The following is a 22,173-nucleotide window of genomic DNA, read 5'->3' as shown; positions in this document are numbered from 1 at the left end:
GCCAGCATGCCCCACCAGCCCCACAACCGCCTGCGCCTGGCGCTCGGCGTCGCCCTGAGCGGCGCGCTGCTGGCGCTGGTGTTCTGGCTGTACGCGGAGCCGGGCTTCGTCGTCATGCTGGCCGACCAGATCTGGGCCTGCTTCTGAGCGGCCGAACTCCGACTCCGGCATCGATTCCGACTCTTTTCTGCCGCCTGCGCCCGCTGGACAAGCGCAGGCAGCTATCGAAACAATAGCAAACCCACCATGCACGGCAACGACAACCCTTCCGAATGGATCCGGCGCTGGGCGCATCTGGCGCCTGCGGGCGGCAGCGTGCTCGACGTGGCCTGCGGCGCGGGCCGCCACCTGCGCTGGATGCACGGGCGCGGCCATGCGGTCACCGGCATCGACCGGTCGCAGGACGCGCTGGCGCCACTTTGCGCATTCGCCGAAACCCTGTGCGCCGACATCGAGGCCGGCCCCTGGCCGCTCGCCGGCCGCCGCTTCGATGCGGTGATCGTCACCAACTACCTCTGGCGGCCGCTGCTGCCCGCCATCGTGGCCAGCGTGGCGCCGGGCGGCGTGCTGCTGTACGAAACCTTCGCGGCCGGCAACGAAACCGTGGGCCGGCCCGCGCGGCCCGACTTTCTGCTGGCGCCCGGGGAACTGCTGCGCGCCTGCGAGGGTCTGCGCATCGTGGCGTTCGAAGACGGCTGGCTGCCGTCGCCCGAACGCTTCGTGCAGCGGGTGGCCGCGGTGCGCGAGGCACCCGGTGCAACACCCCCACGCCATCCCCTCGTTCCCGATGCGACGCCCTCCATGCCACGGGCGCCTAGTTAGAATGCCCTTTTACCGTTTCACCATGCGGACATGACACTCCCCAGCGCTCCTCTTACCGGCAGCATCGTCGCCCTCGTCACCCCCATGCACGAGGACGGCAGCGTGGACTACCCCACGCTGCGCAAGTTGATCGACTGGCACATCGCCGAAGGCACCGACTGCATCGGCGTGGTGGGCACCACGGGCGAATCGCCCACGGTCAACGTCGAAGAGCACTGCGAGATCATCCGCGTGGCCGTCGAGCAGTCCGCCAAGCGCGTGCCCATCATGGCCGGCTGCGGCGCCAACTCCACGTCCGAAGCCATCGAGCTCGCCCGCTTCGCCAAGAAGGTCGGAGCGGACAGCCAGCTGCAGGTCGTGCCCTACTACAACAAGCCCACGCAAGAGGGCCAGTACCAGCACTTCAAGGCCATCGCCGAAGCCGTGGGCGACCTGCCCACCATCCTCTACAACGTGCCCGGCCGCTCCGTGGCCGATATGCAGCACGACACGGTGCTGCGCCTGGCCCAGGTGCCCGGCATCATCGGCATCAAGGAAGCCACCGGCAACATCGAGCGCGCGCAGTGGCTGATCCGCGAAGTGCCCAAGGGCTTCGCCGTCTATTCGGGCGACGACCCGACCGCCGTGGCCCTCATGCTCTGCGGCGGCCATGGCAACGTCAGCGTGACGGCCAACGTGGCCCCGCGCCTGATGCACGAGCTCTGCGTGGCGGCCCTGGCGGGGGACGTGCGCCGCGCCATGGAGATCCAGTTCCAGCTGATGCCCGTGCACAAGCAGCTCTTCGTCGAGGCCAACCCGATTCCCGTGAAGTGGGCCATGAAGCGCATGGGCCTGTGCGGCGGCACCATGCGCCTGCCCATGACGCCCCTTTCCACCGCCAACGAGCCCGTCGTCGAAGCCGCCCTGAAGGCCGGCGGACTGCTCTGACGCCCCGCCCCACCTTGACGCAACACGTACCCGGCCGCACCTGCAGCCTCAGATCACAAGAGGATTTCCGCGTGAACGCAATCAATCGACTGGGCCTGCTGGGCCTCGCCATGGCCTTGTCCGCCTGCTCCGTCCTGGAAAACGACAAGATCGACTACAAGAGCGCCACCAAGGGCCCGACGCTGGAAGTGCCGCCCGATCTGCGCCAGATCACCACCGACGCCCGCTACGTCGTGCCCGGCACCACCGTGTCGGCCGCCGCGTTCGAGGCCGGCCAGACCCAGCGCGCCAACAGCCGCACCAACGCCGCGCCGCAGACCATCGGCGACGTGCGCATCGAGCGCGACGGCAACCAGCGCTGGCTGGTCGTCAACCGCACGCCGGAACAGCTCTGGGAGCCCGTGCGCGACTTCTGGCTCGAAAACGGCTTCGTCTTCACCACCGAAGAACCCAAGCTGGGCCTGCTGGAAACCGACTGGGCCGAGAACCGCGCCAAGCTGCCGCAGGACATCATCCGCTCCACCCTCGGCAAGGTGTTCGACTCGCTCTACTCCACCGGCGAGCGCGACAAGTTCCGCACGCGCCTGGAGCGCGGCCCCAACGGCTCCACCGAGATCTTCATCTCGCATCGCGGCATGGCCGAGGTCTATACCAACCAGCAAAAGGACAGCACCGTGTGGCAGCCCCGCCCGGTCGATCCCGAACTGGAGACCGAATTCCTGCGCCGCCTGATGGTCAAGCTGGGCGTGAGCGAAGAGCAATCCCGTGCCATCGCCAACGCTCCGGTGCAGGTCGCCCCGGCCGCGCGCCTGGCCACCGTGGCCGGTGCCCCGGCCGTGCAGCTGGACGAGCCCTTCGACCGCGCATGGCGCCGTGTCGGCCTGACGCTGGACCGCACCGGCTTCACCGTGGAAGACCGCGACCGCAGCCAGGGCGTCTATTTCGTGCGCTACGTGCCGCCGACCGACAAGAAGGACAAGGGCTTCTTCAGCAAGCTGTTCAGCAGCTCGTCCGACGGCGTGGCACCGCTCAAGTACCGCATCGTCGTGCGCACCCAGGGCAACGTGAGCACCGTCTCCGTGCTCAACGCCGCCGGCGCGCCCGAATCGTCCGAAAACGCCCAGCGCATCGTGCGCGTGCTGGTGGACGACCTGAAGTAAGCCCTCCCGAGTTGCTCCGCTTTCGCAACCTGGCCAGCGGCAGCACGGGCAACGCCACGCTGGTCGAGGGCGGCAGCAACGGCGCCTGCGGCCCGCAGGCCCGCCGCAGGCTGCTGGTGGACTGCGGCCTCGGCATCCGGCAGCTGGAATGGCGGCTGGATGCCGCAGGCGTGGCGCTGAACGAGCTCGACGCCGTCTTCATCACGCACGAGCATTCGGATCACATCGGCTGCGTGCAGAAGCTCGCCCTGCGCCACCGCATCCCGGTGTGGATGAGCCAGGGCACGCACGAGGCCCTGGGCAGCCCGGATCTGGACGGCCTGCTGCGCATCGCCCGCGACGGCGAGGCCATCGACCTGGGCGCCTTCGAGGCCCGCCCCTTCACCGTGCCGCACGATGCCCGCGAGCCCCTGCACCTGCGCTGCAGCGACGGCGCCACGCACATCGGCCTGCTGACCGACCTGGGCCACGCCTCGGAGCATGTGCTGGAGCAGCTGCAGGGCTGCCACGCGCTGCTGCTGGAATCCAACCACGACGCCGAGATGCTGCAGGCCTCGGCCTATCCCGCCTTCCTCAAGCGGCGCATCAGCGGCCGCCTGGGCCACCTGCCCAACCATGTCGCGGCCGGCATCCTGGGCGCGGTGCGCCACACCGGCCTGCAGCGCGTGGTGGCGGCCCATCTGAGCGCCCAGAACAACCGCCCCGAGCTGGCCCGCGCCGCGCTCGCCGATGCCCTGGGCTGGCCCCAGGAGGCCGTGGACGTGGCCCATCCGCGCGAAGGCACCGGCTGGATCGAAGTGGGCTGAACGTCCTCGCCACCGGCAGCGCTCGCAGCCGCGGCAGCAGCGGCGGACAAAAACGACGGACGAAAAAAAGCCCCGACCAGCGGTACGGGGCCTTCTTCGACCGAACCCCGGGCGAACCCGGGGAAAAGCCTGGAGTGCTTACTTGGCTGCGGAAGCGGCGGTAGCAGCAGCAGCGGCGGCGTTAGCGGCAGCAGCAGCGTCGGAAGCAGCGGAAGCGGCTTCGGAAGCAGCAGCGGCGGCAGGAGCCACGGCAGCGTCAGAAGCGGCGGGAGCGGCAGCCGGTGCGGCGGCAGGAGCTTCCACGGCAGGTGCGGGAGCGGGTGCGGGCTCTTCCTTCTTGCCGCAGGCGGCGAGGGCAGCAGCAGCGATCAGGGCGGCCAGAACGACGGAATTCTTCATTTCAGGTTTCCTCTTGGACAAACGGGATTCTTCGAATGGACAACACCGTCCACCTCTTGCAGCGGTCCGGTTGGCCAGGCACGCCGAGCGGCATGCGTGTGGTAATGAGGCCAACACGAAATTATAAGGATTTTCGTCAATACCCAGTAACACCGATAGGTCCGCGACACAGGGTCTGCGAGCTTGTTGACGATCTCGCAGAGGCCGTCCCAAGGCTACGTTCGCGCTCCGGGCAGGCCGCGCATCAGAGCCCCAGCGTGGTCGCGGGAAAACCCGGCGCGCTCCTGCGCAGCAGCCATTCGTCCAGTTCCTGCCGCAAGAGCACGCGGCGGTCGGCCTCCCGGCCGGCCACGCCCACGCAGCGCGGCACGTCGATGCGGTGCAGCACCCAGCCGGGCGACCAGAGCGCGCTGGGCAACTCCTGCGGCTGGGCGCTCGCCGCCCTGCGGCAGGTGACGATGTGGCTCCAGGTGCCGCGCCACTGCACGAATCGTGCGTGCTGGCGCTGCACGGCGCCGACATCCGCCGCCAGCATGGTGCACTGCCGGCCGGCGCGCGCCCAGGCCTGCAGCGATTGCTCCACGGCCCGCTCGCCCAGCGGCCAGTCGCGGAAGTCCGGGTCGCTCAGCACCAGTTCGGGCCAGCCCTCGCGCGCCGCGCAGGCCAGCGCATCGCGGATGAGCTGCCGGAAATCCTCGCGGCCGGCGAACCGGCCTTCGGGCAAGTCGCCGGCCGAATCAGCCGGCAGGGCGGCGGCGTCGCTGGGCGGGTTCATTCAGCACCTCTTTCGACTTGCAACAACAGATACACCCGGATGCACCCAGGCGCGCCCGGACGCCCCGCCGCCTCACGCCGGCTACGCCAGCGAGTGCACCCAGCCGCTGTCGCACCAGACCGACAGCAGCTCCAGCGCATCGTCGCTGGCCCGGGCCAGGTCCTGCGCGGACAGCGAGCGCTCGTCCGCCAGCCGGCGCATCAGCGTGGCATCGCGCCCTGCGGCGCGGTAGCTCTCGCCGTTGATGAAGACGTGGCGCTCGTCGTACATCATGCGCGTGCGGCGGTCCAGCACCACGCCTTCCAGCAGGCCGCCGGGCGGCGCCGGGTCGAACCAGACATTGGGCTTGGGCTCGGTCAGCGATTCGCCCAGGGCGCGCTCCAGCGCCTGGGGGTCATCGAGCGCGCGGCGCACGGCGTCGCGCACGAAGTCCTGCAGCGCGGACGGAATGGCGCCCGGCTGGGCCACGGCTTCCTGGCGCGGATCGCGGTAGATCGGCGTGTCCTCGTCGTCGCCGGCCTCGTCGGCCAGGCGCAGCAGCACGTTCTGCGCGACCTCCGCCCGGCTGGGCGAGCGAAAGCCGATGGAGTAGGTCATGCACTCGCCCTCGGCGACGCCGTCGTGCGCCCAGCGCGGCGGCAGATAGAGCATGTCGCCGGGCTCCAGCACGAACTCCTCCTCGGGCTCGAAATGCTCCAGCACCTTGAGCGGGATGCCTTCGCGCAGCGTCAGGTCCTTCTGGCGGCCGATGCGCCAGCGGCGGCGGCCCTGGGCCTGCAGCAGGAAGACGTCGTAGCTGTCGAAGTGCGGGCCGACGCCGCCGCCGTCGCTGGCGTAGCTGATCATCAGGTCGTCGAGGCGCGCCTCGGGCACGAAGCGGAACTGCTGCATCAGCTGATGCACGCCGTCGTCGTGCAGGTCCACGCCCTGCACCAGCACGGTCCAGCCGGGCTTTTGCAGGGGTGGCAGGCTGCGGCGCGCCAGCGGGCCGTGGCTGAGCTTCCAGCGGCCGCCGTCCTGCTGCTGGATCAGGCGCGACTCCACGCCCTCCTCGCCCGCCAGGGCAAGCAGCTGCGCGCGCGGGATCAGGGGCGTGAAGCCCGGGATCGCCTGGCGCACCAGCAAAGGCTTCTTGTGCCAGTGGCGGCGCATGAATTGGGAGGCGGTGAGCCCGCCCAGCAGGGCGAGCGGAATGTGGGTGTCCATGAAGCGGGTCCGGAAATGAGCTGGGAAACAGTGCGGCATTGTCCTATGCGGCAGGCGGCATGCCCCACTACGATGGCGGGCCCGCCAGGCGGCAGCCTGCGCCCCGGGGCATTTCCCCATCCGACCGAGGAGACATTCGTGATCGAACAAACCATGCTGATCGCCGGAGAAGCCGCAAAGGCCGGCAACGGCGCCACCTTCGAGCGCCGCAATCCGCTGGACGGCTCGGTGGCCACCCGCGCCCCGGCGGCCACGCCCGAAGACGCGGTGCGCGCCGTCGAGGCCGCGCACAAGGCCTTCCCCGCCTGGGCCGCGCTGGGCCCCACCGAACGCCGCCAGATGCTGATGAAGGCATCGCAGGCGCTGGAAGCCAAGGCCGAGGCCTTCGCCGCCGCCATGGCCGCCGAGACCGGCGCCTCGGGCCTCTGGGCCGGCTTCAACGTGCACCTGGCAGCCAGCATGCTGCTGGAGGCCGCATCGCTGACCACGCAGATCAACGGCCAGATCATCCCCTCCGACGTGCCGGGCAGCATCGCCATGGCCGTGCGCCAGCCGGCCGGCGTGGTGCTGGGCATCGCGCCCTGGAATGCGCCCGTGATCCTGGGCGTGCGCGCCATCGCCACGCCGCTGGCCTGCGGCAACACCGTGGTGCTCAAGGGTTCCGAGCTGTGCCCCGCCACCCACGGCCTGATCATCGAGGCGCTGCAGGAAGGCGGCCTGCCGCCCGGCGTGGTCAATTTCGTGACCAATGCGCCCGACGATGCCGGCGCCGTCGTGGAAGCCATGGTGGCCCACCCGGCCGTGCGCCGCGTGAACTTCACCGGCTCCACGCGCGTGGGCCGCATCATCGGCCAGACCTGCGCCAAATACCTCAAGCCCGCCGTGCTGGAGCTGGGCGGCAAGGCGCCCTTCCTGGTGCTGGACGATGCCGACATCGACGCCGCCGTGGCCGGATGCACCTTCGGCGCCTTCGCCAATTCGGGGCAGATCTGCATGTCCACCGAGCGCATCATCGTGGACGAGGCCGTGGCCGATGACTTCCTCGCCAAGCTGGTGGCGCGTGCCAAGGCGCTGCCGCTGGGCGACCCGCGCCAGGGCCCGGTGGTGCTGGGCTCGGTGGTGGACATGGCGACCGTGGAGCGTGCCAACCGCCTGATCGACGACGCCCTGGCCCAGGGCGCGCGGCTGCTCTGCGGCGGCAAGGCCACCGACACGCTGATGCCGGCCACGCTGATCGACGGCGTCACGCCCGCCATGGCCATCTTCCGCGAAGAGACCTTCGCCCCGGTCAAGGCCATCGTGCGCGTGCGCGGCGAGGAAGAGGCCATCGCCATGGCCAACGACAACGAGTTCGGCCTGGCCTCGGCCGTCTACACCCGCGACACGGCGCGCGGCTGGCGCGTGGCCGCCCGCATCGAGGCGGGCATCTGCCACGTCAACGGCCCCACCGTGCACGACGAGGCACAGATGCCCTTCGGCGGCGTAAAGCACTCGGGCTACGGCCATTTCGGCGGCCAGGCGGGCATCGACGCCTTCACCGACACGCGCTGGATCACCATGCAGACAGCGCCGCGCCACTACCCGTTCTGAAGGGGATACCGCAAGGGGCACGCCTGGCGGCACGCGCAGCCGTGGGAAAATCGCGCCCAGCGGCCGCCCGAGTGCCTTCGTGAGAACGGAGCACCGGCGGCCTTCGATCTTTCCCGTCGCGGCACGAACCGCGCAAGCTGCTCACACCATGGAAATCACCTCTCAATGCGTGGTCGCTCTGACCTGGATCCTGAAAGACACCCTGGGCGAGGAACTGGACGTGCTCGATGAGCCCGTGGAGTTCCTGGTCGGCGGAGACGACCTGCTGGCCCGGGTGGAAGAAGCCCTGCAGGGCCACTCGGTCGGCACCCAGCTCGACCTGCACCTGGAGCCCGAGGAAGCCTTCGGCGACTACCAGGACAAGCTGCTCTTCCTGGAGCCGCGCAACCTCTTTCCGGCCGACATCGAAGAAGGCATGACCTTCGAGGGCTCCGCCCTGCCCCCGGGCTGCAATGCCGATGCGCCCCGCGATGCGCTCTACACCGTCGCCCAGCTCTACCCCGACCACGTGGTGCTGGACGGCAACCACCCGCTGGCGGGCATCGCCCTTCGCCTGCATCTGCAGGTGGAAGGCGTGCGCGAGGCGACCGAGGAAGAGATCGGCCGCGGCACGGCCGGCACGGGCTTCTTCCGCATCCAGCCCCAGGCGCCCGAAGGCGGGCTGCTGCACTGAGCCTTTGCAGCGCGCATGAAAAACGGGCCCCGCGGGGCCCGTTGTGCTGTGTGCGCCCGCCGGGCGCGCTGCCCGGCGGTGCGTTGGCGCAATCACATGCGCGAGATCTGGCCGCCGTTGATGCGGACGCGGTCGCCGGGGCGCAGATCGCCGGGCGAGGGCACGTCGAAGATGCGCTGGCCGCCGTTGTCCAGATTGATGATCAGGCGGTAGTTGCCGTTGCCGGCCACCTGGTTGTTGTTGGTGCGCCCTTCGATGGCATTGCCCGCGAAGCCGCCGCCGATGGCACCCACCGCCGTGGCTGCGGCGCGGCCCATGCCGCCGCCCACCTGGTTGCCCAGCACGCCGCCGACCACGGCACCCAGCAGGGCGCCTGCGCCGCTGGTGCCGCCGCTGCGGGCCTGGGGCACCTCGATGTTGGCCACGGTACCGAATTCCGTGCCGTACTGGTTGTTGGCGCCGGACGGATAGGTGCTGTAGCCCGGGGCCGGCTGCGGCTGCGACGGGTACTGCGAATACATGGGCTGCTGCGCGCAGGCGGCCAGCGTGCCGGCGGCGATCACGGAAGCGGCCAGGGTGGCCAGACGGGAAGAGGTACGCATGGTTTGAACTCCTTTGTCATAGCAATGGCCGATGGGGCCCGTGCGTTGACCGATTGAACCATTGCTCACATTTGCCGCCGTGCGGGCCGGCAGGCGGTCTGCGCGTAGTGCGACCTCCTACACACGGCGCTTAGAACGTGTTAACGATCTCGCAGGGGATCGCGTTGGAGCGCAATCGGGATGAGTGGATGCTTCGGGTGCGCCGCATGGGCTCATGCCCATGCAAGCAGCCGGGGCGTCAAAGCTTCTTTGTCATGGCCCGATTTCGCTCCAACCCGAAGGGCAGCGGTGTGGGCGGGCGGTCTGCGGCGTTGCCGCGCTTGTGGATAGCCGTGCTATCCACTGCGCACCGCGCCTTGCATCCCATCCCGCCGACGTAGCTGCGCGCCCCCGGGGAGATCGTAAACACGTTCTTAGTTCGTGCCCGTGGAGCCGTAGCCGCCCTGCCCGCGTTCCGAGGCGGCGCTGAATTCGTCCACCACGTTGAACTGTGCCTGCACCACCGGCACGATCACCAGCTGCGCCAGCCGCTCCATGGGCTGCAGCGTGAACGCGGTGCCGCTGCGGTTCCAGGCGCTCACCATCAGCTGGCCCTGGTAGTCGCTGTCGATCAGGCCGACCAGGTTGCCCAGCACGATGCCGTGCTTGTGGCCCAGGCCCGAGCGCGGCAGGATCATCGCGGCGTAGCCCGGATCGCGCAGGTGGATGGCGATGCCCGTAGGCACGAGCTGCCAGGCGTTGGGCTCCAGGGTGATGGGCGCATCCAGGCAGGCGCGCAGGTCCAGGCCGGCGCTGCCGGGCGTGGCGTAGGCAGGCAGCTGCTCTGCCATGCGGGGGTCGAGAATCTTCAGGTCGATCTTCATGGAAAGGCGGCGGACGATCGGTCCGCCCAGGTGAGGAAAAAGGAAAACGGGCAAGCGCCGCAGGCCCCACGGCAGGCGCAGGGGCGGCGGCGGTAAACGCCGGCGGAAGCGGCCCCGTCAGCGCGCGGCTGGCAGGCGCCGGGCGATCTCTTCGACGAGCCGGCCGGCCAGCTCGTGCTTGGAGGCGCGCCCCAGGTCCTGGTGGCCCTGGGCATCGAACAGCACCAGGGCATTGTCGTCCTGCCCGAAGGTGGCAGGGCCGATGTTGCCGACCAGCAGCGGCACGCCCTTGCGCACGCGCTTGGCGCTGGCATGGGCGACGAGGTCTTCGCTCTCGGCGGCGAAGCCCACGCAGAAGAGCGCGCCCGAGCGCGCCCGCTCGGATTGCGCCACCGTGGCGAGGATGTCTTCGTTCTCGACGAAGCCCAGCGTGGGCACCTCGCCCGAGCCGTCCTTCTTGATCTTCTGCGTGGCGGCCTGCGCCGGGCGCCAGTCGGCCACGGCGGCGGTCGCTATGAAAACGGTAGCACCCTGCGCTTGCGGGATCACGGCCTGCAGCATTTCTTGCGCCGATTGCACGGCGATGCGGCGCACGCCGCGCGGGGTGGGCAGATCCACCGGGCCGGCCACCAGCGTGACCTCGGCGCCCGCATGGCGGGCCGCACGGGCGATGGCGAAGCCCATCTTGCCGCTGGAGCGGTTGGTGATGCCGCGCACCGGGTCGATGGCCTCGAAGGTCGGCCCGGCCGTGACCAGCACGCGCTGGCCTGCGAGGCGCTTGGGGGTGAAGAAGGCGGCGAGCTCTTCCATGATCTCGGCCGGCTCCAGCATGCGGCCGTCGCCGGTCTCGCCGCAGGCCTGCTCGCCGTTGCCCACGCCCAGCACGGCGGCGCCATCGGCCGCCACCTGGGCCAGGTTGCGCCGGGTGGCCGGGTGCGCCCACATCTCGCGGTTCATGGCGGGGGCCAGCAGCAGCGGCACGCGATCGGCCGGGCGCGCCAGGCAGAGCAGGCTCAGCAGCTCGTCGGCCCGGCCCTGCACCAGGCGGGCGATGAAGTCGGCGCTGCACGGCGCGATGAGGATCGCGTCGGCCTCGCGGCTCAGGTTGATGTGCGGCATGTTGTTGGCTTCGCGCGCGTCCCACTGCGAGCCATAGACGGCGCGGCCGCTCAGGGCCTGCATGGTCACCGGGGTGATGAACTGGCCGGCGGCCTCGGTCATCACCACCTGCACCGTGGCGCCGGCCTTGATCAGCAGCCGGGTGAGTTCGGCGGCCTTGTAGCAGGCGACGCCTCCGCTCAGGCCCAGGACGATGTGTTTGCCAGCAAGCTCATTCATAGGGGGCGCAATTTAGCAGACGGTGCCGGGGGACATGGGCCGGGCCGCGGCGAGCGCAGTCGGGCCGGCCTCTATAATTCCGATTTCCCACCACCATAAAAGACATGACCAAATTTGTCTTCGTCACCGGCGGTGTGGTGTCTTCCCTGGGCAAGGGAATCGCCTCAGCCTCCCTTGCCGCGATCCTCGAATCGCGGGGCCTCAAAGTCACCCTCATCAAGCTCGACCCGTACATCAACGTGGACCCGGGCACCATGTCCCCGTTCCAGCACGGCGAGGTGTTCGTCACCGACGACGGCGCCGAGACCGACCTCGACCTGGGCCACTACGAGCGTTTCATCGAAACGCGCATGAAGAAGTCCAACAACTTCACCACCGGCCGGATCTACCAGTCGGTGCTGGAGAAGGAGCGCCGCGGCGACTACCTGGGCAAGACCGTGCAGGTGATCCCGCACGTCACCAACGAGATCCAGGAATACGTCAAGCGCGGAGCCGGCGTCGGCACCGACGACGCGGTCGATGTGGCCATCGTCGAGATCGGCGGCACCGTGGGCGACATCGAATCGCTGCCCTTCCTGGAGGCCGTGCGCCAGCTGAGCCTCAAGCTCGGCCCCAACAACGCCGCCTTCGTGCACCTGACCTACCTGCCGTTCATCGCGGCAGCCGGCGAGCTCAAGACCAAGCCCACGCAGCACACCGTGCAGGAGCTGCGCAAGATCGGCATCCAGCCCGATGCGCTGCTGTGCCGCGCCGACCGCCGCATTCCCGACGAGGAACGCGCCAAGATCTCGCTCTTCACCAATGTGCCCGAGTGGGGCGTGATCAGCATGTGGGACGTGGACACCATCTACAAGGTGCCCCGCGTGCTGCACGAGCAGGGCCTGGACGGCCTGATCTGCGACAAGCTGCGCCTGAACACGCCGCCCACCAGCCTCAAGCGCTGGGACCAGCTGGTCTATGAGACCGAGCATCCGCAGGGCGAGGTCACCATCGCCATGGTGGGCAAATACGTCGATCTGTCCGACAGCTACAAGTCGGTCAACGAGGCACTGCGCCACGCCGGCATGAAGAACCACGTGCGCGTGAAGATCGAGCACGTCGATTCCGAGACCATCGGCGCGGCCGACGCGGCCGAGAAGCTGGCCAAGTACGACGCCATCCTGGTGCCCGGCGGCTTCGGCGCGCGCGGCGTGGAAGGCAAGATCTGCACGGCCCGCTTCGCCCGCGAGCACAAGGTGCCCTACCTGGGCATCTGCCTGGGCATGCAGGTCGCCACCATCGAATACGCCCGCCACGTGGCCGGCCTGAAGAACGCCAACAGCACCGAATTCGATGCCGCCACGCCCCACCCCGTGATCGCCCTGATCACCGAGTGGAAGGACGCGGACGGCACGATCAAGAAGCGCGACGCCAACTCCGACCTGGGCGGCACCATGCGCCTGGGCGCGCAGAGTTCCGACGTGGCGCCCGGCACGCTGGCCCACCAGATCTACGGCAACGTGGTGACCGAGCGCCATCGCCACCGCTACGAAGCCAACGTGAACTACCTGGACCAGCTGCGCAAGGCGGGCCTGGTGATCTCCGCGCTCACGCAGCGCGAGCAGCTCACCGAGATCGTCGAGCTGCCCCAGGACGTGCACCCCTGGTACATCGGCGTGCAGTTCCACCCCGAGTTCAAATCGACGCCCTGGAACGGCCATCCGCTCTTCAACGCCTTCATCAAGGCCGCGGTCGAGCACCAGGCTTCCCGCGCCCCGGCGGCGCTGGCAGCGCTGGCCACCCCGGCGGCCTGAGCCGCAGACACCACGGAGACAACGCCATGCAACTGTGCGGCTTCAACGTCGGCCTCGACCAGCGCTTCTTCCTCATCGCAGGCACCTGCTCCATCGAGGGCCTGCAGATGTCGATGGACGTCGCCGGCCAGCTCAAGGAGATCTGCGCGCCGCTTGGCATCCCGCTGATCTACAAGGGCTCGTTCGACAAGGCCAACCGCTCCTCGGGCTCCAGCAAGCGCGGTGTGGGCATGGAGGCGGGCCTGAAGATCCTGGACGAGGTGCGCCGCCAGCTGCAGCTGCCCATCCTGACCGACGTGCACGACGCCTCGCAGGTCGCCGAGGTGGCCAGCGTGGTCGATGTGCTGCAGACGCCCGCCTTCCTGTGCCGCCAGACCGACTTCATCCGCGCCGTGGCGCAGTCGGGCAAGCCGGTGAACATCAAGAAGGGCCAGTTCCTCGCGCCCTGGGACATGAAGAACGTCATCGACAAGGCCCGTGCCGCCGCCGAAGAGGCTGGCCTGTCGCCCGACCGCTTCCTGGCCTGCGAGCGCGGCGTGAGCTTCGGCTACAACAACCTCGTCGCCGACATGGCGAGCCTGGCCGAGATGCGCAAGTCCGGCGCGCCCGTGGTGTTCGACGTGACCCACTCGGTGCAAAAGCCCGGCGGCCAGGGCGCCGTCAGCGGCGGTGCCCGCGAGATGGTGCCGGTGCTGGCCCGTGCCGGCGTGGCCGCAGGCGTGTCGGGCCTCTTCATGGAGACCCACCCCTGCCCGGCCGAGTCCTGGTCCGACGGCCCCAACGCCGTGCCCCTGGGCCGCATGAAGGCGCTGCTCGAAACCCTGGTGGCGCTCGACGAGGTCACCAAGAAGAACGGCTTCCTCGAAGACGATTTCGAGGCCTGATCACTGCCCCGCCCCCACCACACATCAACCACCAAGAGACAAGCACCATGCCCAGCGGATACGTCATCGCCAGCGTCAACGTCACCCATCCCGAGCAGTACGAGGAGTACAAGAAGCGGAGCACGCATGCCATGCAGGTGCATGGTGCCGAGGTGTGCATCCGCGGTGGCAAGGTCGAAGTGCTGGAAGGCGACTGGAACCCCGGCCGCATGGTGGTGCTGAAGTTCCCCTCGTTCGAGGCAGCTAAAGGCTTCTACAACACGCCCGAATACCAGAAGGCCAAGGCGGCCCGCGAAGGCGCGGCCGTCATGCGCATGGTCTGCGTCGAGGGCGTCTGACCCGAAAACGCTACTTTTTCGATAGCAAACTGCGCAAGCAAATCAAGCGCTGGCGGCCGATTAGGCATTGAAGATCGGCCCCGCCCATCCCGGTTTTTGAAACTCTCCCTGAAGGAAACCCATGAGTGCGATTGTTGATATCGTCGGCCGCGAAGTGCTGGACAGCCGTGGCAACCCCACCGTCGAATGCGACGTGCTGCTCGAATCGGGCGTGATGGGCCGTGCGGCCGTGCCCTCGGGCGCGTCCACCGGCAGCCGCGAGGCCATCGAGCTGCGTGACGGCGACAAGAGCCGCTACCTGGGCAAGGGCGTGCTCAAGGCCGTCGAGCACATCAACACCGAGATCTCCGAAGCCGTGCTGGGCCTGGACGCCTCCGAGCAGGCCTTCCTGGACAAGACCCTGATCGACCTGGACGGCACCGACAACAAGAGCCGCCTGGGCGCCAACGCCATGCTGGCCGTCTCCATGGCCGTGGCCCGCGCCGCCGCCGAAGAATCCGGCCTGCCCCTGTACCGCTACCTGGGCGGCATGGGCGGCATGCAGCTGCCCGTGCCGATGATGAACGTCATCAACGGCGGCGCGCACGCCAACAACAGCCTGGACCTGCAGGAATTCATGATCATCCCCGTGGGCGCTCCGAGCTTCCGCGAGGCCGTGCGCTGGGGCGCCGAGGTGTTCCACGCCCTGAAGAAGATCATCAACGACAAGGGCATGAGCACCGCCGTGGGCGACGAGGGCGGCTTCGCCCCCAGCGTCGAGAACCATGAGGCCGCCATCCAGCTGATCCTGCAGGCCATCGACGCCGCCGGCTACACCGCGGGCGAGCAGATCGCCCTGGGCCTGGACTGCGCCGCCAGCGAGTTCTACAAGGACGGCCACTACGTGCTGGAAGGCGAAGGCGGCATCCGCCTGACGGCCCAGCAATGGACCGACATGCTGGCCACCTGGGTGGACAAGTACCCCATCATCTCCATCGAGGACGGCATGGCCGAAGGCGACTGGGACGGCTGGAAGCACCTGACCGAGCGCCTGGGCAAGAACGTGCAGCTGGTGGGCGACGACCTGTTCGTGACCAACACCAAGATCCTGAAGGAAGGCATCGACAAGGGCATCGGCAACTCGATCCTCATCAAGATCAACCAGATCGGTACCCTGACCGAGACCTTCGCCGCCATCGAGATGGCCAAGCGCGCCGGCTACACGGCCGTGATCTCGCACCGCTCGGGCGAGACCGAAGACTCCACCATCGCCGACATCGCCGTGGGCACCAACGCCGGCCAGATCAAGACCGGCTCGCTGTCGCGCTCGGACCGCATCGCCAAGTACAACCAGCTGCTGCGCATCGAAGAAGACCTGGGCGACATCGCCCACTACCCCGGCCGCGAAGCGTTCTACAACCTGCGTTGAACCGCCTCCGCGCTGCCGCCGTGAGCGCCGCCGCTTGCAGCCACCCCACCGCCGGGCCCCGCGCCCGGCGCAACGCCCCGTGCCGGGGCGGGTGGGCTGCAGTGCGGCGAAGCGCGCCCCCGGCATTCCCATACCAGGCCCCATGACCCCCCGCATCGTCCCTCTGGTCCTGCTGCTGCTGCTGGCAGGTGTGCACGCCCAGCTATGGACCGGGCGCGGCAGCCTGGCCCATGTGCAGGAAATGCAGGAAAAGATCGCCGCACAGAAGGCCGCCAACGAACAGGCCCGCCTGGCCAACGATCGGCTCGCCTCCGAAGTGCAGGATCTGCGCGACGGCCTGGACATGGTCGAGGAAAAGGCGCGCAGCGAATTGGGCATGGTCAAGCCCAACGAGATCTACGTGCAGATCGCCGGCAACCGGCGCTAGAAACGCGCGCCGCCCGCCCACCTCGCTGGCTGGCAGCACCCTTCGCCCCGTATTCCTCTCCCCACGCGCGCAGCCCCTCGCCGTTCCGTCACCTTCAGGCGAATTCCTCTTGCCTACCGCCGTTTTCCAAGTGGCCATCCTGGCCGACCGCGCCGACGACAGCGCTGCACTGGCGCATGCGCTGGATGCCGCCGTGCGCGCCGACCTGCCCGCCGGCCGCGAATGGCTGCTGCAGGGCCGCACCGAGCTGCAGGCCCAGGTGCTGGACCCGGCTCTCCCCACCGAATCCGATGAGGCCACCCGGGCCGGCCCCGCTGGCCAAGGCGAGGCCCGCATCCCGGGCCCAGGCGCCATCGAGGCCGCTGCCCGCCGCCATGCCGCGACCTACCAGCTGACCTTGCTGGGCGGGCTGGAAGGCCCCGTGCCGGACGCTCCGGCCGAGGCCCTGCACGCCCGTCTGCGCGATGCGCTGCATGCGGCGCAGATTCCCTACCAGGTGCTCTATGGCGACATGCAGGCCCGCGTGCGGCAGGCAAGCAGCGCCCTGATGGCCCTCGCAGGCGTGCGCCGGGCCAAGGCCGCCGCAGCCGAAACGCAGGCGCCGGCATCCGCCGCCGACCGACCGCTCCGCATGCGCAGCTGGGGCTGCGAGAAGTGCAGCGACCCGGAATGCGAGCACCAGCTGTTCCAGCGGCTCATCGCCGCGCGCTGAAAAAAAACGCTGCGACGTGTTCACGTTCTGAGGCTCGCGGGCTGCGCACCCGGCCGCCGGCAAAGCGGCAGCCCGTTATCTCACCGCATCACTGCACCGCGTCCGTGCCCGGCGGCAGCTTCACGGCGCCGGTGAAGATCTGCGCCGCATCCACCGCGTCGTAGCGGTACTGCTGGCCGCAGAACTCGCAGGCCACCTCGATCTCGCCGCGCTCGGCCAGGATGCTTTCGGCCTCTTCCGCGCCCAGGCTGCGCAGCATGTTGCTCACGCGCTCGCGGCTGCAGGTGCAGGCGAAGCGCGGACCGTCCTCGCCTTCGCGGGGCACGAAGCGCAGCAGCTTCTCTTCCCAGAACAGGCGGCGCAGGATGGTGTCCGTGTCCAGCGAGAGCAGTTCCTCGCGCGTCAGGCTGGCGGTCAGCGTGGCGATGCGGTTGTAGTCCTCGTTGCGGCCGATCTGGTCCTCGTTCTCGCTGTGGCTCAGCTCGCCGCCGCCGAGGTTGCCCTCGCCCTTGATGGGCATGCGCTGGATCAGGATGCCTGCCGCCACCTTGTCGTCGGCCGCCAGCACCAGGGTGGTGTCGAGCTGCTCGGACTGCAGCATGTAGTGCTGCAGCACGTCGCTGAGCTTGTCCAGCTTCTCGTAGTGGTCGCCATGCAGCGGCACCACGCCCTGGTAGGGCTGCTGGCCGGGCATGCGGTCCTTGGGGTCCAGCGTGATGGCGCAGCGGCCGCCGCCGCCCACGTTCACCATGTCGGAGAGGCGCGCCGTCGCCGGCACCTCGCCCGTGACGGAGGCCGTCGCGCGCAGGCTCAGGTCGGACTGCACCTCGGCCACGGCCAGCTTGACCGGGCCATCGCCGAAGACCTGCAGCACCAGCGCGCCGTTGAACTTGATGTTGGACTGCATCAGCACGGCGGCGGCGGCCATCTCGCCCAGCAGCTCGCGCACCGGTTCGGGATAGGCGCCCGTGGCGGTGTTGCCGGCACGGCGGGCGAGGATCTCGGTCCAGGCATCGGTCAGGCGCACCAGCATGCCGCGCACCGGCAGGCCATCGAAAAGGAATTTGTGGAGTTCGGACACGCTGTGCCTTCCTGCAAAAAAGGGGAAAAAATAAATGAACGACCGCAGCCGGGCAGTCCCGGCCAGGCAGGCGCTTGCGCGGGCGGTCAGCCGATGCGGTGCAGCCCCGCGCGGAACCGCCGGGCGTTCTCGACATAGACCTGGGCGCTGCGGCGCAGGCCGTCGATCTGCTCGGGCGTGAGCTGGCGCACCACGCGGGCGGGGCTGCCGAGGATCATGGAGCCGTCGGGGAACTCCTTGCCCTCGGTGACCAGGGCGCCCGCGCCCACCAGGCAATGGCGGCCGATCTTCGCGCCGTTGAGCACCACCGCGCCGATGCCGATCAGCGACTCGTCGCCGATGGTGCAGCCGTGCAGCATGACCTTGTGGCCCACGGTCACCCGCTCGCCCAGGGTCAGCGGCTGGCCGAAGTCGGCATGCAGCACGCTGCCGTCCTGCACGTTGGTGCCCGCGCCGATGGTGATCGGGTCGTTGTCGCCCCGCAGCACCGCGCCGAACCAAATGCTGGCGTCCTCGCCCAGCGCCACGTTGCCCATGACCTCGGCGCTGTCCGCCACCCAGGCCGATTCCGCCACGCGCGGAGCAATGCCATCGAGTTCATACAGCGCCATGTGGTCTCCCGTCATCGTGATGTGGTGGAAAACCTAGAATTGTAGGGATGGAGCTTCGCCAACGTGCCCTGGAGGTCTTGCGCCTCGCAGACCCTGAAGAAAAATCGGCCGCAGCGCTTGAGATGCATGCGCAGTCAGCTATGCTTTCCATAGCAAGCCAGGCCACGCTGCCGGAGCCCGACCCGGCCACCCTGCCCGGCCGGCCCGAGCGGCCGCCGCTGCTGCGCCACACCGAGGTCGCCCGCCGCTCGCCCGCCACGCCCGAAGGCCGCGCCGTGCTGATGCACGCCATCGCCCACATCGAGTTCAACGCCATCAACCTCGCGCTCGACGCGGTCTGGCGCTTCGCGGGCATGCCCGATGCCTACTACCGCGACTGGCTGCGCGTGGCCGGCGAGGAGGCCAGCCACTTCCGCATGCTGCGCGCCCATCTGCGCAGCACCGGCCACGACTACGGCGACTTTCCCGCGCACCAGGGCCTCTGGACGATGTGCGAGAAGACCGCGCACGACATCGTGGCCCGCATGGCCCTGGTGCCGCGCACGCTCGAAGCCCGCGGGCTGGACGCCACGCCCCAGATCCAGCGCAAGCTGCGCCAGGTGGGCACGCCCGACGCGCTGGCGGCGGTGGACATCCTGGACGTGATCCTGCGCGAAGAGATCGGCCACGTGGCGATCGGCAACCACTGGTACCGCCACACCTGCGAGAGCGCGGGCCTGGACCCGGTCGCGCACTACGCGCACCTGGTGCGCGAGTACGAGGCGCCGCGCCTGAAGCCCCCCTTCAACGCCGACGCGCGGCGCGCGGCGGGCTTCAGCGACGCGGAGATGGACTGGCTGCAGAACGGCTGAAAGTTTGTCAACGATCTTGTCCCCGATCGCCGCCAGCCCCTGAGGAACCACAGCATCTCCGGCCATCTCCATCCGGATGGCGAGGTCTGGCCCGCAACGCAGGCCCCCGCCCAGCATACTGGCCTACACGTTGCTCCGGGGGTTTGGAGCTTTTCGTCCCGCGGCGCGCCTCTCAAGCTATGCTTGGCCGAAAATCATCGTTTTCCTCAATCATGCCTACTGCAACGCCTCCCTTGTCCGCCGCGGCATCCCCTGCCGGATCGTCCGCGATCAGCAAGGCGATGATCGCGCGGCAAGCCATCGTCAACGGTGAGCACGCCGTCATCGGCTACGAACTCTTCAACCGCTCGCGCACCCAGACCGAGCACACGGCCGCGAGCGACGTGACCCTGGTCTTCACGGCACTCTCGCACGCCGGCACCGAAGACCTGGTGGGCAAGAAGCTCATCTTCGTCAACTGCACGCATGAGAGCCTCTCGGGCGGCCACCTGGAGCTGGTCGATCCGGCCAAGGTGGTGCTGGAGATCCCGCCGCTGGGCCATGCCGCCTCCGAAGAGGTGAACATGCGCCAGCCCATCCTGGCCGAGCTGCGCCAGCGGGGCTTCCATCTGGCGTTCAACCACACGGTGCTCGAATCGACCTACGCGCCCTGGCTGCCGCTGGCCGACTACATCAAGCTGGACCTCTCGGTGCTGGCCTACGACCAGCTGGCGGTACTCATCAACTACGCGGGCCGGCAGTCCAACGCCGAGCTGATCGCCGAGAAGGTGGAAACCGCGCAGCAGTACGACATGGTCTCCAGCAAGGGCATCCAGCTGTTCCAGGGCTACTGGTTCTCGCGCCCCTCGCTGGTCGAGGCCAAGCTGCTCAGCCCCTCGCAGCACAGCATCATCCAGCTCATCAACCTGGTGCGGAACCAGGCCAGCACCGACGAGATCGAGGAAGTGCTCAAGAAGGACGCGGGCCTGGCCTTCAACCTCATGCGCCTCATCAACTCCACCGGCTTCGGCATGACGCGCGAGATCACCTCGTTCCGCCAGGCCGTCATGCTGATGGGGCTCAAGAAGCTCTTCCGCTGGGCGGCCCTGCTGCTGACCGCCTCCCGCACCGGCACCATGCCGCCCGCCGTCGGCCAGACGGCCGTGGTGCGCGGCCGCCTGATGGAGCTGCTGGCGCTGGAGATCCTCACCCCCGAAGAGGCCGACCAGGCCTTCGTGGTGGGCGTTTTCTCGCTGCTGGACGTCATGCTGTCCATGCCCCTCGCTTCGGCCGTGGGCCTGCTGCACGTGCCTGCGGCCGTGGCCGACGCGCTGCTGGAGCGCACCGGCACGCTGGGCCAGCTGCTCACGCTGGCGGAGGCCTGCGAGAACAACGACGACACGGCCTTCGACCAGGCCTCCCAGAGCCTGGGCCTGACCAGCCAGCAGATCAACTGGGCCCACCTGCAGGCCCTCGCCTGGGCCGACCACGTCGCCGACGGCAGCTGACCGCCGGGCAGGCGCGCGAAGCGCCTGCTGCCGGGCGGCCTGCCCGGGCCCGGGCTGCTTTTAGAATGGGCCATTCCCTACCCAGCCAGCGCCCATGCCGAGCCCATCCGCCCCCCTTTCGCCAGACTTCGAGCCCACCGAATCGCAAGCCCTGGAAGATGCCGCCCCGGCAGAGTCCGGCGAGCACATCATCATCGCGCGGCAGGCCATCCTCGACGAAAAGCGCACGGTGTACGGCTACGAGCTGTTCGACCGATCGACCCGCGCCGACGAGCACACGGCGGCCAGCGATGCGGCCCTGCTGTTCAACGCCCTCTCCTATGCCGGCACCGAGGCCCTGGTCGGGCGCAAGACGGTGTTCATCAACTGCACGCATGAAAGCCTGGCCGGCGGCCATCTGGAGCTGATCCACCCCGAGAAGGTGGTGCTGGAAGTCCCCATCCTGCCCGAAGGCGCGCCCCCTGAAGAGATCCAGGGCCGCGTGCCGCTGCTGGAAGGCCTGCGCGCGCGCGGCTTCCGGCTCGCCTTCAGCCAGGACGTGCTGCGCAAGGCCTACGCCTCCTGGCTGCCGCTGGCGGCCTTCATCAAGCTGGACATGCAGGCCTTCCAGCCGCAACTGTCCGAACCGCTGGTGAAGTACGCCCGCGCCCACAGCCCGGCCCAGCTGGTGGCCGAAAAGGTGGAGACGGCCGAGCAGCACGAACGCATGGCGGCGCTGGGCGTCAAGCTCTTCCAGGGCTTCTGGTTCGCGCGGCCGTCGCTGGTCAAGGCGCAGACCATCCGCCCCTCGCAGGCCACCATCATCCAGCTCATCAACCTGGTGCGCCGCCAGGCTTCCACGGCCGAGATCGAGGATCTGCTCAAGAAGGACCCCACCCTCTCCTTCAACCTGCTGCGGTTCATCAATTCGTCCGGCTTCGGCCTGTCGTGCGAGATCACCTCGTTCGGCCATGCGGTGATGATCCTCGGCCTGAAGAAGCTCTTCCGCTGGGCCGCGCTCCTGATGACCACCTCGCGCGCCGACAGCACGCCGCCCGCCGTCGGCCAGACGGCCGTGGTGCGCGGCCGCCTGATGGAGCTGCTGGCCGCCGAGCTGCTGCCGCCCGAGGAATGCGACAACGCCTTCGTCGTGGGCGTGTTCTCGCTGCTCGACACCATGCTGGGCGTGCCGCTGGACAAGGCCCTCGAATCCGTGGCGCTGCCGCAGCCGGTGGTCGATGCGCTCTTGCACAACACCGGCGTCTTCGCGCCTTTCCTGGAACTCACCAAGGCCTGCGAAAGCGGCGACGACGCGGCCTTCGCACGTGCGGCGGAAGAACTGCACCTGTCCAACCGCCAGGTCAACTGGGCCCACCTGCAGGCCCTGACCTGGGCCGAGAGCCTCAACGAGTGAACGCCCGCTGCGCCCCGGCCGGCGCAG

General features: G+C 69.0%; 24 protein-coding genes. 16 read left to right on the top strand and 8 right to left on the bottom strand.

Features of this window, described 5'->3' with window-relative positions; translation table 11 throughout:
* Positions 1 to 6 precede the first annotated feature (6 nt).
* The 5 genes from BM070_RS24790 (at position 7) to BM070_RS12455 (ending at position 3,715) form a co-directional block, all read left to right on the top strand.
* Positions 7 to 147, top strand: coding sequence for a hypothetical protein (locus BM070_RS24790; RefSeq protein ID WP_175518484.1), 141 nt, complete (start codon positions 7 to 9; stop codon positions 145 to 147).
* A gap of 99 nt (positions 148 to 246) precedes the next feature.
* Positions 247 to 822, top strand: coding sequence for a class I SAM-dependent methyltransferase (locus BM070_RS12470; RefSeq protein ID WP_092939734.1), 576 nt, complete (start codon positions 247 to 249; stop codon positions 820 to 822).
* A gap of 30 nt (positions 823 to 852) precedes the next feature.
* Positions 853 to 1,749, top strand: a complete 897-nt coding sequence (gene dapA, locus BM070_RS12465) for a 4-hydroxy-tetrahydrodipicolinate synthase (RefSeq protein ID WP_092939733.1) — start codon at positions 853 to 855, stop codon at positions 1,747 to 1,749.
* A 71-nt stretch (positions 1,750 to 1,820) separates the two neighbouring features.
* Positions 1,821 to 2,909, top strand: coding sequence for an NlpB/DapX family lipoprotein (bamC, locus tag BM070_RS12460; protein WP_092939732.1), 1,089 nt, complete (start codon positions 1,821 to 1,823; stop codon positions 2,907 to 2,909).
* A gap of 11 nt (positions 2,910 to 2,920) precedes the next feature.
* Entirely contained in the window at positions 2,921 to 3,715 is a 795-nt protein-coding gene (locus BM070_RS12455) for an MBL fold metallo-hydrolase (RefSeq protein ID WP_092939731.1), read from the top strand.
* 138 nt (positions 3,716 to 3,853) lie between these two features.
* Here the strand turns inward: BM070_RS12455 and BM070_RS12450 are convergent, their stop codons facing one another.
* The 3 genes from BM070_RS12450 to BM070_RS12440 form a co-directional block, all read right to left on the bottom strand.
* Positions 3,854 to 4,114: a hypothetical protein gene (locus BM070_RS12450; protein ID WP_092939730.1), complete on the bottom strand. Its 261-nt coding sequence runs from the start codon at positions 4,112 to 4,114 to the stop codon at positions 3,854 to 3,856.
* A 244-nt stretch (positions 4,115 to 4,358) separates the two neighbouring features.
* Complete coding sequence (locus BM070_RS12445; RefSeq protein WP_092939729.1) at positions 4,359 to 4,889, bottom strand: hypothetical protein; 531 nt, start codon at positions 4,887 to 4,889, stop codon at positions 4,359 to 4,361.
* Positions 4,890 to 4,970: 81 nt separating this feature from the next.
* Entirely contained in the window at positions 4,971 to 6,095 is a 1,125-nt protein-coding gene (locus BM070_RS12440; protein ID WP_092939728.1) for a cupin domain-containing protein, read from the bottom strand.
* A 138-nt stretch (positions 6,096 to 6,233) separates the two neighbouring features.
* Between BM070_RS12440 and BM070_RS12435 the strand changes: the two genes are divergently transcribed.
* Both BM070_RS12435 and BM070_RS12430 read left to right on the top strand, forming a co-directional pair.
* The gene (locus BM070_RS12435; RefSeq protein ID WP_092939826.1) at positions 6,234 to 7,685 is read left to right on the top strand and encodes an aldehyde dehydrogenase; all 1,452 of its coding nucleotides are present in this window, start codon (positions 6,234 to 6,236) and stop codon (positions 7,683 to 7,685) included.
* A 148-nt stretch (positions 7,686 to 7,833) separates the two neighbouring features.
* Positions 7,834 to 8,358 carry an FKBP-type peptidyl-prolyl cis-trans isomerase gene (locus BM070_RS12430; RefSeq protein WP_092939727.1) on the top strand — a complete coding sequence of 175 codons (525 nt, stop codon included), beginning with the start codon at positions 7,834 to 7,836 and terminating at the stop codon, positions 8,356 to 8,358.
* A gap of 92 nt (positions 8,359 to 8,450) precedes the next feature.
* Here BM070_RS12430 and BM070_RS12425 read toward each other — a convergent pair whose 3' ends face one another.
* The 3 genes from BM070_RS12425 to coaBC form a co-directional block, all read right to left on the bottom strand.
* Entirely contained in the window at positions 8,451 to 8,960 is a 510-nt protein-coding gene (locus tag BM070_RS12425; RefSeq protein ID WP_092939726.1) for an outer membrane lipoprotein, read from the bottom strand.
* 413 nt (positions 8,961 to 9,373) lie between these two features.
* On the bottom strand, positions 9,374 to 9,823 hold the full coding sequence (gene dut, locus BM070_RS12420) for a dUTP diphosphatase (protein ID WP_092939725.1): 450 nt from the start codon (positions 9,821 to 9,823) through the stop codon (positions 9,374 to 9,376).
* Between the two features lie 117 nt (positions 9,824 to 9,940).
* Positions 9,941 to 11,161 (bottom strand): bifunctional phosphopantothenoylcysteine decarboxylase/phosphopantothenate--cysteine ligase CoaBC, encoded by a 1,221-nt coding sequence (gene coaBC, locus BM070_RS12415; RefSeq protein ID WP_092939724.1) that lies wholly within the window; start codon positions 11,159 to 11,161, stop codon positions 9,941 to 9,943.
* 104 nt (positions 11,162 to 11,265) lie between these two features.
* On the opposite strand from coaBC, the gene pyrG reads away from it, so the two are divergent.
* The 6 genes from pyrG to BM070_RS12385 all read left to right on the top strand — a co-directional run bounded on the left by pyrG (position 11,266) and on the right by BM070_RS12385 (position 16,723).
* A complete protein-coding gene (pyrG, locus tag BM070_RS12410; RefSeq protein WP_092939723.1) occupies positions 11,266 to 12,954 on the top strand; it encodes a CTP synthase in 1,689 nt (562 codons plus the stop codon).
* 26 nt (positions 12,955 to 12,980) lie between these two features.
* A complete protein-coding gene (gene kdsA, locus BM070_RS12405) occupies positions 12,981 to 13,838 on the top strand; it encodes a 3-deoxy-8-phosphooctulonate synthase (RefSeq protein ID WP_092939722.1) in 858 nt (285 codons plus the stop codon).
* 47 nt (positions 13,839 to 13,885) lie between these two features.
* Entirely contained in the window at positions 13,886 to 14,176 is a 291-nt protein-coding gene (locus tag BM070_RS12400; protein WP_092939721.1) for a DUF1330 domain-containing protein, read from the top strand.
* Positions 14,177 to 14,297: 121 nt separating this feature from the next.
* Complete coding sequence (gene eno, locus BM070_RS12395) at positions 14,298 to 15,584, top strand: phosphopyruvate hydratase (RefSeq protein WP_092939720.1); 1,287 nt, start codon at positions 14,298 to 14,300, stop codon at positions 15,582 to 15,584.
* A gap of 142 nt (positions 15,585 to 15,726) precedes the next feature.
* Positions 15,727 to 16,011 (top strand): septum formation initiator family protein, encoded by a 285-nt coding sequence (locus tag BM070_RS12390; RefSeq protein ID WP_092939719.1) that lies wholly within the window; start codon positions 15,727 to 15,729, stop codon positions 16,009 to 16,011.
* Positions 16,012 to 16,120: 109 nt separating this feature from the next.
* Positions 16,121 to 16,723 carry a hypothetical protein gene (locus tag BM070_RS12385; protein WP_139222819.1) on the top strand — a complete coding sequence of 201 codons (603 nt, stop codon included), beginning with the start codon at positions 16,121 to 16,123 and terminating at the stop codon, positions 16,721 to 16,723.
* A gap of 88 nt (positions 16,724 to 16,811) precedes the next feature.
* Here the strand turns inward: BM070_RS12385 and hslO are convergent, their stop codons facing one another.
* Together hslO and BM070_RS12375 are read right to left on the bottom strand one after the other, a co-directional pair.
* Positions 16,812 to 17,804 carry an Hsp33 family molecular chaperone HslO gene (gene hslO, locus BM070_RS12380; RefSeq protein WP_092939717.1) on the bottom strand — a complete coding sequence of 331 codons (993 nt, stop codon included), beginning with the start codon at positions 17,802 to 17,804 and terminating at the stop codon, positions 16,812 to 16,814.
* 86 nt (positions 17,805 to 17,890) lie between these two features.
* Positions 17,891 to 18,415, bottom strand: coding sequence for a gamma carbonic anhydrase family protein (locus BM070_RS12375; RefSeq protein ID WP_092939716.1), 525 nt, complete (start codon positions 18,413 to 18,415; stop codon positions 17,891 to 17,893).
* A gap of 47 nt (positions 18,416 to 18,462) precedes the next feature.
* Here BM070_RS12375 and BM070_RS12370 point away from each other — a divergent pair, with 47 nt between their 5' ends.
* The 3 genes from BM070_RS12370 (at position 18,463) to BM070_RS12360 (ending at position 22,146) form a co-directional block, all read left to right on the top strand.
* Positions 18,463 to 19,266, top strand: coding sequence for a ferritin-like domain-containing protein (locus BM070_RS12370; RefSeq protein ID WP_092939715.1), 804 nt, complete (start codon positions 18,463 to 18,465; stop codon positions 19,264 to 19,266).
* 212 nt (positions 19,267 to 19,478) lie between these two features.
* The gene (locus tag BM070_RS12365) at positions 19,479 to 20,753 is read left to right on the top strand and encodes an EAL and HDOD domain-containing protein (protein WP_092939714.1); all 1,275 of its coding nucleotides are present in this window, start codon (positions 19,479 to 19,481) and stop codon (positions 20,751 to 20,753) included.
* A gap of 94 nt (positions 20,754 to 20,847) precedes the next feature.
* Entirely contained in the window at positions 20,848 to 22,146 is a 1,299-nt protein-coding gene (locus BM070_RS12360) for an EAL and HDOD domain-containing protein (protein ID WP_092939713.1), read from the top strand.
* Positions 22,147 to 22,173 lie beyond the last annotated feature (27 nt).

Origin of the sequence: Paracidovorax wautersii (genome assembly GCF_900113035.1) — a bacterium.
In the GTDB taxonomy this organism is placed as follows: Bacteria; Pseudomonadota; Gammaproteobacteria; order Burkholderiales; family Burkholderiaceae_C; genus Paracidovorax; species Paracidovorax wautersii.
Note: the sequence above shows the minus strand (reverse complement) of the source record. Positions and strands in the feature narration are given on the sequence as shown.